Below are 12,916 nucleotides of genomic sequence, written 5' to 3' on the forward strand. Positions count from 1 at the left end.
TTTTAAACTTATTTTGTAATTTGCTGGTTTACAGTTAGTAATGTATCAATAATTTGTCGGACACAGCCTTCGCCACCGTTAATTGGCGACACAAAATCAACCGAAAATCTTACCGAAGGCATGGCATTGGCAGGGCAGCACGAAAACCCAACCAGACGCATCAAAGGTAAATCGGGTTCATCATCACCCATCATCAGGCATTCTTCGGCTCTTAAATCATTTTGTGTTATCCATTGTTCGAAGGTTTCTACTTTGTTTTTTACCTGTACAAATACATCATTCACTCCAAGTCGTGTCATTCTATGAACCACACCCTGACTGCCTCCGCCACTAATTACGGCAATTTTGTATCCTCTTTTTAATGCCTGACCAATAGCATATCCGTCTTTAACATTGGTAGATCGGGAAAAAACACCATTGTCATCCACGTAAATTTTTCCATCAGAAAGCACCCCATCAAAGTCGAAAATCAGAGCTTTAATGTTTTTTAATTTTTGAAGATAAATTTCTGACATAAGTTATTGATTATCACGCCACTCGTAAACCCAACTGGATTGAATCATCTCTAAATGGCCTTCATTGCAATCCTCTCGTTTGCCCATAAAGTTTGGAAGTTCTAAAACCCATTCAATCAAATCGGTAAACCGAATTCGGTAAATTTTTCCCTCATTAAAGTCATCGCCAAATTTTTCATAAAGAGCCATGGCAATATCCTCATAATCATTCCAATAAATTGGTAGTTCAAACTTTTGCATCTGTTATTAATGTCCGTTAAATTGACTTTGATCAGGAATAGTCACCACCACATCATCCGAAATTTTGCACTGACAGGCCAAGCGTGAATTAAGTGTAGGATTAATGGCTCTGTCAATAAAGTCTTCCTCTTTTTCGGTAATTTCGGGCAACGATTCCATACCGCTTTTTATATATACGTGGCAGGTGCTACAGGCACATACCGCACCACAGTTGTGATGGAGGTGTACATCATTATCTAAAGCCACATCTAATATGGTTTCTCCTTTTGAGCAGCTTACTTCAATGGGCTGAAGATTTTTGTCTTCGAATTGAAATGTTATTTTATAACTCATATTTGAGTGGGCAAAACTACCTATTTTTAAACATTCTAAATAAAAAAATGTGGCAACCTTATACTATATAAAAACTGTCACGTTAATTTGAAGAGAATTTTTAAAACATGACAAAGTTTAAAAAAGTTGGTATTTTATTTCTTTTTATTCTGCTCAATGCTACCACAAGAGCCGAAATATTGACGGGTTTTGCCGCTTTGATAGGGCATTCACCAGATAATCCTGCCTTGGCGGGTTTATTAGCCGAATTGCAGAATGAGCAAATAAATACGGTGTTTAATGCCGCGGCAGACGTATATGAGATAAAGTCCTACGATAGAGGTATTTCACTCATATTTAATCGAAACATGGTGCTGAAAGAAGTTCAGATGTACGACAGTGGTTATTTGTATAAACGTTATGCTGGGAAAATGCCTTACGGGCTAACATTTGACGATAAGTTGTCGGACTACAACATGTATCAGCAGAAAGAATACACAACTACCTTGTTTAATCCGTATATATACACTAGAGTGTTGGAGCGGTTTACCATCAAATTGTATTTTAAAGATGAGAAAATTGAATTGATTAAATTAATTGGCAACAAACAATATATAAATCAAACCGATTCTGTGTTGAGAGCCATGTGGGGTTTTAGGGTAATACCCGATGGAAAATGCGTTGAAGGAAATTGTATAGAAGGAACAGGTAAAATGACATGGGATGGCAACTTGAGCTATGTCGGAGCCTGGAGCAACGGAATACCGCATGGTGTGGGAGTGCTGAAAAATTTGGATGGATTTATGTATTCTGGCGGCTTTCAGGCTGGTTTTTTTTGGGGAAATGGAGAGCTGCAAATGCCTGATTCTCTAACCTATAATGGTTTATTTATATATGGTAAAAAGAATGGTGAAGGAAATATTGCTTACCAAAACGGAACTCGTTATAACGGATATTGGATAAACGATTTATTTCATGGTCAGGGGCAATTTTGGTTTTCAGAAAACTACTATTATGTCGGGCAATTTGCTTACAACCAATTTAATGGAAATGGGGTAATGTATAGTCCGGAAGGTGAATTGAGCGGCACGTTTAAGGATGGAAAACCTCATGGATATTGCGAACAATTTGTAACAAGAAACCATATAACGTTGAGCGGACTTTGGGTGGATGGCAAGAAGGAGGGAGAATTTTATTTGAGCAATCCGATAACCGGAACCACTAAAATGTATTTTAAAAATGATGTGGAAGTACCTGAAAATGAATAATATTGAAAAAATAAAGTGGCCGATATTGGTGTTATTGTTGGCCACACAAGTAAGTTGTAAAGCACAAGAAATGACTACAATTAAGCAAAGTAGAACTATAAACGTGACAGGTACCGCCGAAAAGGAAGTTGTGCCAGATATTATTGTGTTCAATATTTCTCTTGCAGAATATTGGAAGGAGGAATTTGAAGATGGAAAGAAGTATGAAGATTATAAAACCAAAGTACCCATGACCGAAATTGAGCCTTTAATTTTGGCTCAATTAAAAAAAGTGGGAGTAAAAGAAAGCCAAATAAAGGTTGGAAACATTGGCAATTATTATCGACAAAGAGGGAAGGAGTTGATGATTAGCAAAAATTTGATTTTAACGTTAAATAACTTTGAAATAGTGGATGAAATTGCCAAAACCATCGATTCAAAAGGGGTTAGTAATTTGTATATCAGCGAATTAAAACACAGCAAAATGGCCGAATTTGAAAAACAAGTAAAATCGGAAGCCGTGAAAAATGCCAAAGAAAAAGCGGGCTATATGGTGGAAGCCATTGGCGAAAAACTGGGAGAAGTAATAAATATAACCGAGTCGGAGTATGGATACAACCCACAAACCCCAATAGTTTACGAAAGGAGGATGGCACTCAAATCGTCTGATGGTGGCGGTGGAGCGGCCACGGAGCTAAAAACCATAACCATAAGATTCGAGGTATTGGCCACTTTTGCTATCGCAGGATAAGCTGCAAGGCATTTTCGTTTACATGCTCTAATATTTTTTGTTTTCCGGGGGCAATAGCCTCTAAATCAATTGATTTTGCAGGATTGAAAACAGTGAGCAATTGAAGGTTTTCTACTTGTTCAATCAAATAATTATCCTTAACAAACTCCAGAAACTTACCAATTCTGTATGAATCGTTGGTGGTGCAAAGCGAAAAAGACGTGGCGGTGTTTTGCATCAAATTAATTTGAATGCCTGCAGCGGCCAACGAACTAAAAATTTGACTTAAATTATCCTCAACAATAAATGCTAAATCCTTGCTGCTGAGCGAAATCAAAATTTGATTGTCTTTAAAAATATAACACGGTGCGTGCACCACATTTTTTCCATCATGTTCCATAACTACAGTTCCAGAATTTTCGGGACTTAAAAAAGATTTTACATACAACGGAATTTTCTTTTTCATCAAGGGTTGTATGGTTTTTGGGTGAATAACCGAAGCTCCATAATAAGCCAATTCGATGGCTTCTTTGAATGAGATGTCAGATAAAAGAGTGGTTTCAGATATTCTTTTTGGGTCGGCATTCATCACACCCGGCACATCTTTCCATATAGTAACCGACTGTGCATCAAGGCTGTAGGCAAAAATGGCGGCTGTGTAGTCACTACCTTCTCTACCCAACGTGCTGTTGGTGTTTTCTGTAGTTCTGCCTATAAATCCTTGTGTAATGGTCAGTTGTTTTTCTATCAATTTTTTAGCCTTTTTGCCAATCAAATTTTCGGTAGTATCCCAGTTTATGCGAGCTCTTCGGTGGTGTGAGCTGGTTACTACAAAATTTCGTGCATCAAGCCAACGGTTTATCATCCCAATTTCATTGAGATAATGACTCACAATTCGGGTACTGATTAATTCGCCATAGGGTACAATTTGATCGTAAACAAAATCGTAACCATTGGTGCTAACCTCGGTTTCTAAAGCACATTCCAACTCAATAAATAGGTTTTCTACCTCATAAAATTTGTCGGCCTTTTCGCCCATCAAATCAGCAATAATTTCGCGGTGATAACGCTTTAGTTCGGTCATAGTATCATTGGTGTTTTGTTTGTTAAAATACTGATGAACAAGTGTTTCCAGCAAGTTGGTCGTTTTCCCCATAGCCGAAATTACCACCAAAATACTTTCGCCATTAAACCGCCGAAGCACGTTGGCCACATTTTTTACCGCTTCCGCATCTTTTACCGAAGCACCGCCAAATTTGAAAACAAGCATATAATTAATTATGAAAAGGCAAGTCTATATTTGCCGCTTCAAAGTTAAAAATTTAACAGTATTCAATTTTCATGAGTTCAACCAACGTAAATATGCGAAACAGAGTTATAACCCTCAGTCAGTTTATTGCCGATGAGCAGGCAAAATTTCCAGAAGCTACCGGCGATTTGTCCACCATTTTTCGAGACATAAAGTTGGCAGCCAAAATTGTGAACAGAGATGTAAATAAAGCAGGTTTGGTTGATATTTTGGGCGAACATGGCTCCACCAATATTCAAGGAGAAGATGTGAAAAAATTGGATGTTATTGCCAACGAAGAGTTCATTGAATCGTTGTCTTCCGGGGGTGATTGTTGTGCCATTATTAGCGAAGAAGAAGATTATATCAGAAAATTAAACCCCAATGCCAAATATATTGTGGCCATGGATCCATTGGATGGCTCGTCAAATATCGACGTGAATGCCGCAATTGGGACAATTTTTTCAGTTTATAAAAGAAAAAGTGCTGTTGGAACAGAGGTGTTAGACTCCGACTGTCTGCAAACAGGAGTTCATCAAGTGGCAGCCGGATATGTTATTTATGGCAGCAGCACCATGTTGGTTTATACCACCGGAAATGGCGTAAACGGCTTTACGTTAGATAATTCCATTGGCGATTTTTGCCTGAGCCATCCAAACCTGAAAACCCCTGAAAATGGTAACATTTATTCTATCAATGAGGGAAACTATAACGAATTTTCGGAAGGCATAAAAAATTACATTGCCGATTGTAAAGATAAAACGTTGAGTGCAAGATATATCGGTAGCATGGTGGCCGATTTTCATCGCAACCTCATAAAAGGTGGAATATTTATGTATCCGGCCACCAGCAAAGCACCAAAAGGCAAATTAAGATTGATGTATGAATGCAACCCAATGTCGTTTTTAACCGAGCAGGCAGGCGGTATGGCTTCTACCGGAAAAGGCCGAATAATGGAAGTACAACCTACAGAATTGCATCAGCGAGTGCCAGTATTTATGGGTTCAAAAGCCATGGTGAGCCGTTTGCTCGAATTTGAGAAATAAGGAAATGTTGGACAAAATTCTGGTTGTTTTTAACCCCACCGCGGGTGGGGGGAAATCAAAACAGATTTTTGAAAAATTCAACCAATTTTGCCACGAAAATGGCTTAACTTTCAAAGTTTATACCACCCAAAAAGCCAACGATGTAGATGGAATTAATGGTGCTGCGGCAGATGTGGGCATTGAAATTGTGTCAATTTTTGGTGGAGACGGAACGCTGAACGACGTTGTAAATTCAGAAAATTGTCGGGCAAAAAAACTTCATATAGTCGGCAGTGGCAGTGGTAACGATTTTTATCGGCTTCTATACAACGAAATAAGTTTGCAGCAATCTTTTGAAAAAATTATAAATGGAGTTTTAAAACCAATAGACTATGGCATTTGCAATCAAAAATATTTTATAAACGGCGTAGGCATTGGATTTGATGGGCAGGTGGCTTATGAAACCGCCAGCAATACATCCAAGTTTATAAGCGGAAAGACAAAATATTGGTTATCCATTCTTAAAAATGTTTTGGTCTATAAAAGTGCAGAATACACTATAAAATCTGAAAAAGATAGCATTAACACCAGAGCATTTATGATTTCGGTGGCCAATGGAACCGATTATGGCGGAGGCTTTAAAGTTTCACCACAAAGCGTACCCAATGACAAATATTTTAACCTGATTGTGATAAACAAGATGTTGCCAATTTTGCGGCCATTTCGCATACCATTGGTCGAAAAAGGGGCACATTTAAACAAGACCTACGTAACACAAAAAATGGTAAAAAAAGCAAAAATAAGTTGCACGAAAGAGCAAAAGGCCCACGTAGATGGCGAGGTTTTGAGCGGAAAGGTATTTGAAATTGAATGGGTAGGTCAATTAAATTTTTTGGTTTGATTAAACCAATTTTCTGCACATTTGGTTGAAACTTCTATATCAGGTTTGCGTATATGGTGTATATTGCACACATATTTTTAAAGCATGCAACTAAGTATCATCATTTTTCTCATTGCAGTAGGGCTTTTACTTCTTCTTGTCGAAATTTTGGTTACTCCCGGAGTAATGCTGGGCATTGTTGGGCTTGGTTTTATTGCCTACGGCGTTTACAGCACCTATCAAGTATATGGCAATTCTGTTGGTAGCATTACGTTGTTTGTTGTTGGCCTAATTACGATTGGCAGCGTATTGTTTGCGTTAAAAAGTGGGGTGTGGAGCCGAATGGCCTCGAAAGAGAAAATTGAAGCAAGAGCATTGGAAGACATGACCTTGCTGGCAAAAGTGGGCGACACTGGAAAATCTCTTTCCATGATTCGGCCCATGGGAACGGCGTTGCTAAATGGTAAAAAAATAGAAGTTTCGTCGTTGGGCGAGGTGATAGATAGTGGGGCGGAATTAGAAGTGTTGAGAGTAGAACAAAATAAAATATTTGTAAAACAGATTTAATAGAAGTGTATGACTAATTTTTTAAGAATGAGCATTTTGCTTGAGTCGGTTCCAAGTGGCGGAATGATGATTTTGGCTATCGGAGCCATACTTATCATGCTTTTTGTGTTCCTTTATTTTGTGCCAATCGGGCTATGGTTTACTGCATTGGTTTCAGATGTTCGGGTTAGCATTGTGCAACTGGTTTTAATGCGAATCAGAAAAGTACCACCATCAATCATCATCAATGCCCAGATAAATTCGGTAAAAGCCGGATTAAAAACCACCATAAATTCGCTCGAAACGCACTATATGGCCGGAGGTAATGTAAATAATGTAATAAAAGCATTGATTAGTGCCGACAAAGCCAACATTCCACTCGATTTTAATTTGGCCGCCGCCATCGATTTGGCAGGTAGAGATGTGTTCGATGCGGTGCAGTTAAGCGTTAATCCACGGGTAATAAACACACCACCCGTTGCCGCCGTTGCCAAAGATGGTATTCAGCTTATAGCCAAAGCAAGGGTAACGGTTCGGGCAAACATTCATCAATTGGTGGGTGGAGCAGGCGAAGAAACCATTTTGGCCAGGGTGGGAGAAGGTATCGTAACAACCATTGGTTCGGCCAATAATCATAAATCAGTACTTGAAAACCCCGACCAAATTTCTAAAACAGTATTGGCCAAAGGGCTTGATAGCGGGACGGCTTTTGAAATTTTGAGTATAGACATAGCCGACATTGACATAGGTAAAAACATTGGAGCCGAATTGCAAGCCGACCAAGCCGAGGCCGACCTAAAAGTGGCCAACGCAAAGGCCGAAGAAAGAAGAGCCCTTGCCGTGGCTAGCGAGCAAGAAATGAAAGCCGAATCGCAACGGGCTCGGGCACAAGTAATTTTGGCAGAGGCAGAAATTCCAATGGCCATAGCCGAAGCCTTTAGAAGCGGAAATTTAGGTGTTATGGATTACTATAAACTCAGAAATATAGAGGCCGACACCAATATGCGAGACTCTATTTCTAAGCCCGGCATCAAGAAAAAAACAGATAAAGATTAATCTGGAAATGTCATTTTTTTGTGGGTTAGATTTTGGCTTTAAATTTTTAATTACTTTTGATAAATATTAATATATCATCTATGAAAAAGTTATTACTTCTTAGTGCAGCATCCATTCTTGGTATTAGCACTTTGTTCGCATCAAACTATCCTTGTGTTATCAAAAGTTCAGGAAGTTGGAAAATTTCGGAGTTCAGCAGCGAAACAGGTTTGTTTTTGAACACAAATGGCGTTGATTTAGGAGCCACCTATTCAAGAAATACCTTTGTTCAATATCCCGAATCAGACCAATTTGCCTATGCTACGTTTGACGGCACATCATCTACTGTGCACATTCGCAACGCGAGTGGAGGACAATCAGAATTTTTCAGGTTGAACGACAGAATTTTGTCGTTGGATTTGCTGAACAGTGGCAACAAATTGGTGTATTTAGCCACCGGAAAAGTGCCAAACTATTATGACTTTTTACCTCAAGATGTAAGCATTACGGTTTTAGACCTTCAAGCAAATACAAGCAAAAAAATCATTTTAGATAATTTTTCAGTATTTGTAGATAATCTTCCATTCGTTGGGGTGTCAAACAGAGTTGACAACCGAGGACTTAATTTGGCATCCAACTATGCCATCAGTTCTCCAACTATAATTCCAGAATTGAATGAGTTTATGTTTGTGGCTAAAGATATTCCCGGGGTAACTAGGTTGGTAAGACTAAACCTAAATACCTACGAGGTATTTACCGTTGTTGTTTCTGAAAATGTGTTGAGTGTTAGTTATTGTGGAAACACAAACACCATTAAGGCATTGGTTTTCGATAAAAATACTTCCACAGGAGAGAGTACGTATTCATTGGTTGACCTGAACATCAATAACGGATACGTGTCAAACAAGTTGGCCTTGGTAAACGGAACAACGCAAACAACAGAAAAGAATGGTGCATTGACATACGATGAAGACAACAAAAGCATTATAGTTTCTAAATTGATTGGGTCTTCCAACATGGTTTTTGTGGTAGATTTAGAGAAAAATGAAGTTGTAAAGCAATCCGATGTTAAAATGGAATCAGACATTTACGTTCCAACCAAAGCAGTGGCAACCGTACAAAGATCTTTAGATGTAAATGTAAAAATGTATCCAAACCCATCACAAGATCAGGTGACAATTGAAACTGAAGGAGGATATTATGCGGAAAAAATTGTTATTTCTGATGTAACTGGCAAAACGGTTCGTTCTATCGAAATTGATGGAAAGCTTAAATCTTGTAACATAGATGTTTCAGAAATGATTGATGGTATGTATTATATCACAATCAGCTCGGGCGACCAAAATCACGTTGAGAAATTTATTAAACTTTAAAAAAAGTAAAATATTGTAAGAAAGGCGGTGCATGAGCATCGCCTTTTTTGTTTTAATTTAGACCCCAAAAAAAGAATGAGAGCATTTGAAATTCTGAGGGAAACCAGAAAAAATATAGTAAAGGTTGTTGAGGGTTTGAGCATCGAGCAGTTAAATGAAATTCCAACGGGTTACAATAACAATATGATGTGGAATCTGGGTCATATTTTGTGTACGCAACAGGCCTTAAATTATCGGTTAACAAATCAGCCAATGAACATTGAAATAGGCTATATCGAAAAATTTAAAAAAGGAACGCAGGCGGCGGTGTATGTTCAGTCTGATTTTGATTACTTTCTAAATCACCTTTTTGAGTTGGTAGATATTTTGGAAACAGATTACTCCGAGGGGAAATTCAAAGAATTTATGCCCTACGAGACAAGTTATGGCATAAAACTAAACAATATTGAAGAAGCCATAGAGTTTGCGGCCATTCATGAAGCCCTGCATTTGGGATATATCATGGCTCAAAAAAGAGCTATTTTAGGAGAATAAAAAAGGCCGGTCTCCCGGCCTCGTTTTAAAAGTAAAGTTAAACCATAAATTCTAATTAAATGAGTATTATGCTTAATAAAAATTGAAAGTTAATCAAAAGTAATCAAATTTTATTATAAGTCAAGCAATTTCTGGACTAAATCGTATTCAAAATGATTATGACAAGAGATACACCAACCTAAAATGCTGGGTTTAAAAAAGTTGTATAAAAATCAGATAGAAACCTAAAACTGGTTCTTCCACATCATACTCTCCACCGGTTTGATGGTGCGTTGATTGTATTTAGCATTCTGTTTGGTGTTATACATCGTTTTTATATCGCCTTCAACCACAAAATATATAAGCTGGCCTATGGGCATACCTCTATATATTCTAACGGGTTGAGCACAAGAAATTTCAAGAGTCCAAGTGTTGCAAAATCCTACATCGCCCTTTCCGGCGGTGGCATGTATGTCAATTCCTAAACGACCGGTGCTTGACTTTCCTTCCAAAAATGGCACATGAGCATGGGTTTCGGTGTATTCTTCGGTCACACCAAGATAGAGTGTATTAGGTTGTAACACAAAACCCTCTTCAGGTATTTCAAAATGTTCAATTTCGTTGTGTTTTTTAGCATCAAGCTCTCTATTTTTATAGGTGGCAAGCCATTTTCCCAAGTGCACGTCGTAGGAGTTGGTGCCAAGACATTCAGGTCTGTATGGCTCAATAAGAATGGTGCCTTTTTCTATTTCTTCTAAAATTCGTTTATCGCTTAAAATCATGCTCAAAAAATAACCCTACGAAATAAAATTATTTAACACAAAAACACTTTACGATTGAACAACTTGTGCAAAACAATACCGAATTCATACTTTTGAAGCCGTGCCACTTTACAAAAAAATAGTTTTGGAGCATGCCGAAATTTGCCTATGGGAAAATTCGGACGATGATGTTTTGTTGAAAAACAACGAAACCATTGCCGACAGAGAACTGCAATGGTCATCGAGCCGCCAAGCACTTTCGGCATTAAATATTGATGTAACACAAGTTGAAAAGGACGAATTTGGCAAACCCCATTCAGCCGATGATTTTCAAATATCAATCAGTCATTGCAAAAGTTTTAGTGCGGCGATAAAAAGTAAGAAAGAAGTAGGAATTGATATTGAGGAAATTACCCCACGCATTGAGCGAATTGCCTCCAAATTTCTAAATGAAACGGATGAAAAATTTGTACAACAAAACAATCGGCTACAAGCCTTATACCTTGTTTGGTGTGCAAAGGAGGCCTTATATAAACTTTATGGTAAAAAAGCGGTCGACTTTAAGAAGCATATAGTTGTAGAGCCATTTTTGATGAACGAAAAAGGAAGTTTTACCGTTCATTTTCTGAAACACGAACCAACACGTTTTACAGCTCAATATGAGATGGTGGAGAGTTGTATGTTAGTGTGGGTTGTTGGGTGAATTATTGCTTTTCAAGAAAGTCCTCAAATCCCTTCTTTCCGGAAGCGAGGAAGTCCCTAAATTTTGTATAGTCTTTATTGTAACCCTCAAATGAACCATAAACGTTCTCATTCCAGTCTAGAATAAAGTAAAAGGGTTGACCCAGTTTGCCAAATTGTCTTGAAAGACGATCAATATTCACATCGCCCATTGTTTTGAGGGTCTTGCCATTTTTGTCTTGCACCCACTCCGTTTCTGGTAGCTTAAAAGTTTCATCGCAAACAAGGCTCAAAACAATAAAACTATCTTTTAAGTAATTAAGAACTTCTTTTTCCGGCCACACGTATTCCTCCATTTTTCTACAATTGGCACAGCTATTTCCTGTAAAGTCGATAAAAATGGGTTTATTCTGTTTCTTCCCTTCTGCTAAGGCTTCGTTGTAGTCAAAAAATTGATCAATAGGCAAATGGGATTTAATTTTGACCTCATTTGCATATTTATGGTTGCTTAAAGCAACTTCTGACGAAGTCCCTGTTTCTGAAATATGAAAATCTTGGGTTGACATCGGCGGGATAAACCCGGCAAGAGGTTTTAAAGGAGCACCCCATAAACCAGGAACCATATATAGTCCAAAGATGAATGCTGCCACCGCTGCTAAAAATCTGGGAACGGGAACCCTATCTAAATCACTATCGTGCGGAAATTTTATTTTCCCCAAAAGGTAAAATCCCAAAAGAATGGACAACACAATCCAAATGGAAAGGAAAACATCTCGATCCAATATTCCCCAATGATAAACAAGGTCGGCTTGAGAAAGAAATTTAAACGCCAATGCCAGCTCTAAAAAACCTAAAACAACTTTCACAGAGTTTAACCAACCGCCGGACTGTGGCAAACTATTTAACCATTGCGGGAAAAAAGCAAACAATCCAAAAGGCAAAGCAAATACTAAGGCAAAACCAAGCATTGCAGCGACAGCTTTAATGATCATTCCTCCTGAAGATAAAATTGCCACTGTTCCAACAATTGGTGCAGTGCATGAGAATGAAACCAAAACCAGCGTAAACGCAATGAAAAAGATACCAATATACCCCCCTTTGTCACCTTTTGCATCCATTTTATTCACAAATCCAGAAGGTAATGTAAGCTCAAACATGCCTAAAAATGCCATGGCAAAAACCAAAAAGACGAGAAAAAACAGTGTGTTAGGTATCCAATGAGTACTCAATGTATAGGAAAAGGCTTCCCCAAAAATTACGGCTATTCCAACTCCAAGTATCAAATAAATTAGAAGAATCGAAAAGCCATAAAAAAGAGCCTTTTTTTTACCTTTTGCCTTGTCCGTTTCTTTAGTGAAAAAAGCTACAGTCATTGGTATCATTGGATAAACACAGGGGGTAAAAAGTGCTCCTAACCCCCCAATAACCCCAAGAATAAAAAGACCCCAAATGGATTTATTTTTTGCATTTTCCGAAGAGTTGCCATTATCCATTTTTTTAGAGGTATTGTCAACTTTATTCTCTCCTGAATTTCGATTCTTTCCGGTTGTGTCTAATTCCCTGTTTTCAATTGTGTCAATGGTTTTTGGATTTGTCTCAGGAGTCTCAATTTTGGGAGTGGTTGGAGTTTCCTCTTTTTGTGAAACCGTAATTTTTGGAAGTGAAAATTTATGTGCGAAATCCAGACAGAGCGATTCTGAACACATCTGATACCAAAATTCGCCAGTCACGGATGGATTGTTGCCGGTAATTTTTATTTTTTGTCTGAAT

General features: G+C 38.1%; 15 protein-coding genes. 9 read left to right on the plus strand and 6 right to left on the minus strand.

Features of this window, described 5'->3' with window-relative positions; all coding sequences use genetic code 11:
• Nucleotides 1-8 precede the first annotated feature (8 nt).
• Genes H6607_02020 through H6607_02030 form a run of 3 tightly spaced genes read right to left on the minus strand, consistent with a single transcriptional unit; the run spans nucleotide 9 to nucleotide 1,088 of the window.
• Entirely contained in the window at nucleotides 9-515 is a 507-nt protein-coding gene (locus H6607_02020; protein ID MCB9261137.1) for an HAD-IIIA family hydrolase, read from the minus strand.
• A gap of 3 nt (nucleotides 516-518) precedes the next feature.
• Nucleotides 519-755, minus strand: coding sequence for a Fe-S cluster assembly protein IscX (gene iscX / locus H6607_02025; GenBank protein ID MCB9261138.1), 237 nt, complete (start codon nucleotides 753-755; stop codon nucleotides 519-521).
• A gap of 6 nt (nucleotides 756-761) precedes the next feature.
• Nucleotides 762-1,088 (minus strand): 2Fe-2S iron-sulfur cluster binding domain-containing protein, encoded by a 327-nt coding sequence (locus tag H6607_02030; protein MCB9261139.1) that lies wholly within the window; start codon nucleotides 1,086-1,088, stop codon nucleotides 762-764.
• A 107-nt stretch (nucleotides 1,089-1,195) separates the two neighbouring features.
• Between H6607_02030 and H6607_02035 the strand changes: the two genes are divergently transcribed.
• On the plus strand, nucleotides 1,196-2,335 hold the full coding sequence (locus tag H6607_02035; GenBank protein ID MCB9261140.1) for a hypothetical protein: 1,140 nt from the start codon (nucleotides 1,196-1,198) through the stop codon (nucleotides 2,333-2,335).
• Nucleotides 2,307-3,065, plus strand: a complete 759-nt coding sequence (locus tag H6607_02040; protein ID MCB9261141.1) for an SIMPL domain-containing protein — start codon at nucleotides 2,307-2,309, stop codon at nucleotides 3,063-3,065. The genes H6607_02035 and H6607_02040 overlap by 29 nt, the downstream gene beginning before the upstream one ends.
• Here H6607_02040 and H6607_02045 read toward each other — a convergent pair.
• Nucleotides 3,052-4,314 (minus strand): aspartate kinase, encoded by a 1,263-nt coding sequence (locus tag H6607_02045; protein ID MCB9261142.1) that lies wholly within the window; start codon nucleotides 4,312-4,314, stop codon nucleotides 3,052-3,054. The genes H6607_02040 and H6607_02045 overlap by 14 nt on opposite strands.
• Nucleotides 4,315-4,406: 92 nt before the next feature.
• On the opposite strand from H6607_02045, the gene fbp reads away from it, so the two are divergent.
• The 6 genes from fbp to H6607_02075 all read left to right on the plus strand — a co-directional run bounded on the left by fbp (nucleotide 4,407) and on the right by H6607_02075 (nucleotide 9,725).
• Nucleotides 4,407-5,378 carry a class 1 fructose-bisphosphatase gene (gene fbp, locus H6607_02050; protein MCB9261143.1) on the plus strand — a complete coding sequence of 324 codons (972 nt, stop codon included), beginning with the start codon at nucleotides 4,407-4,409 and terminating at the stop codon, nucleotides 5,376-5,378.
• 4 nt (nucleotides 5,379-5,382) lie between these two features.
• Nucleotides 5,383-6,258, plus strand: a complete 876-nt coding sequence (locus H6607_02055; protein ID MCB9261144.1) for a YegS/Rv2252/BmrU family lipid kinase — start codon at nucleotides 5,383-5,385, stop codon at nucleotides 6,256-6,258.
• A gap of 84 nt (nucleotides 6,259-6,342) precedes the next feature.
• On the plus strand, nucleotides 6,343-6,804 hold the full coding sequence (locus tag H6607_02060; protein MCB9261145.1) for a hypothetical protein: 462 nt from the start codon (nucleotides 6,343-6,345) through the stop codon (nucleotides 6,802-6,804).
• A 63-nt stretch (nucleotides 6,805-6,867) separates the two neighbouring features.
• The gene (gene floA / locus H6607_02065; protein MCB9261146.1) at nucleotides 6,868-7,839 is read left to right on the plus strand and encodes a flotillin-like protein FloA; all 972 of its coding nucleotides are present in this window, start codon (nucleotides 6,868-6,870) and stop codon (nucleotides 7,837-7,839) included.
• Nucleotides 7,840-7,919: 80 nt separating this feature from the next.
• Nucleotides 7,920-9,191: a T9SS type A sorting domain-containing protein gene (locus H6607_02070; GenBank protein MCB9261147.1), complete on the plus strand. Its 1,272-nt coding sequence runs from the start codon at nucleotides 7,920-7,922 to the stop codon at nucleotides 9,189-9,191.
• A gap of 75 nt (nucleotides 9,192-9,266) precedes the next feature.
• Nucleotides 9,267-9,725, plus strand: a complete 459-nt coding sequence (locus H6607_02075; protein MCB9261148.1) for a DinB family protein — start codon at nucleotides 9,267-9,269, stop codon at nucleotides 9,723-9,725.
• Nucleotides 9,726-9,949: 224 nt separating this feature from the next.
• Here the strand turns inward: H6607_02075 and H6607_02080 are convergent, their stop codons facing one another.
• A complete protein-coding gene (locus tag H6607_02080; protein ID MCB9261149.1) occupies nucleotides 9,950-10,486 on the minus strand; it encodes a dCTP deaminase in 537 nt (178 codons plus the stop codon).
• Nucleotides 10,487-10,586: 100 nt separating this feature from the next.
• Here H6607_02080 and H6607_02085 point away from each other — a divergent pair, with 100 nt between their 5' ends.
• Complete coding sequence (locus tag H6607_02085; GenBank protein ID MCB9261150.1) at nucleotides 10,587-11,168, plus strand: 4'-phosphopantetheinyl transferase superfamily protein; 582 nt, start codon at nucleotides 10,587-10,589, stop codon at nucleotides 11,166-11,168.
• A gap of 1 nt (nucleotide 11,169) precedes the next feature.
• Here the strand turns inward: H6607_02085 and H6607_02090 are convergent, their stop codons facing one another.
• Nucleotides 11,170-12,852 (minus strand): thioredoxin family protein, encoded by a 1,683-nt coding sequence (locus tag H6607_02090; protein ID MCB9261151.1) that lies wholly within the window; start codon nucleotides 12,850-12,852, stop codon nucleotides 11,170-11,172.
• Nucleotides 12,853-12,916: the final 64 nt, after the last annotated feature.

This window comes from Flavobacteriales bacterium (genome assembly GCA_020635395.1).
GTDB lineage: Bacteria > Bacteroidota > Bacteroidia > NS11-12g > UBA9320 > UBA987.

Coding starts and splice junctions, on each gene's coding strand:
- H6607_02030 (MCB9261139.1), bottom strand. CDS start 1,088: ATGAGTTATAAAATAACATTTCAATTCGAAGACAAAAATCTTCAGCCC.
- iscX (MCB9261138.1), bottom strand. CDS start 755: ATGCAAAAGTTTGAACTACCAATTTATTGGAATGATTATGAGGATATT.
- fbp (MCB9261143.1), top strand. CDS start 4,407: ATGCGAAACAGAGTTATAACCCTCAGTCAGTTTATTGCCGATGAGCAG.
- H6607_02075 (MCB9261148.1), top strand. CDS start 9,267: ATGAGAGCATTTGAAATTCTGAGGGAAACCAGAAAAAATATAGTAAAG.
- H6607_02060 (MCB9261145.1), top strand. CDS start 6,343: ATGCAACTAAGTATCATCATTTTTCTCATTGCAGTAGGGCTTTTACTT.
- H6607_02040 (MCB9261141.1), top strand. CDS start 2,307: ATGATGTGGAAGTACCTGAAAATGAATAATATTGAAAAAATAAAGTGG.
- floA (MCB9261146.1), top strand. CDS start 6,868: ATGATGATTTTGGCTATCGGAGCCATACTTATCATGCTTTTTGTGTTC.
- H6607_02080 (MCB9261149.1), bottom strand. CDS start 10,486: ATGATTTTAAGCGATAAACGAATTTTAGAAGAAATAGAAAAAGGCACC.
- H6607_02055 (MCB9261144.1), top strand. CDS start 5,383: ATGTTGGACAAAATTCTGGTTGTTTTTAACCCCACCGCGGGTGGGGGG.
- H6607_02020 (MCB9261137.1), bottom strand. CDS start 515: ATGTCAGAAATTTATCTTCAAAAATTAAAAAACATTAAAGCTCTGATT.
- H6607_02045 (MCB9261142.1), bottom strand. CDS start 4,314: ATGCTTGTTTTCAAATTTGGCGGTGCTTCGGTAAAAGATGCGGAAGCG.
- H6607_02035 (MCB9261140.1), top strand. CDS start 1,196: ATGACAAAGTTTAAAAAAGTTGGTATTTTATTTCTTTTTATTCTGCTC.
- H6607_02070 (MCB9261147.1), top strand. CDS start 7,920: ATGAAAAAGTTATTACTTCTTAGTGCAGCATCCATTCTTGGTATTAGC.
- H6607_02090 (MCB9261151.1), bottom strand. CDS start 12,852: ATGTGTTCAGAATCGCTCTGTCTGGATTTCGCACATAAATTTTCACTT.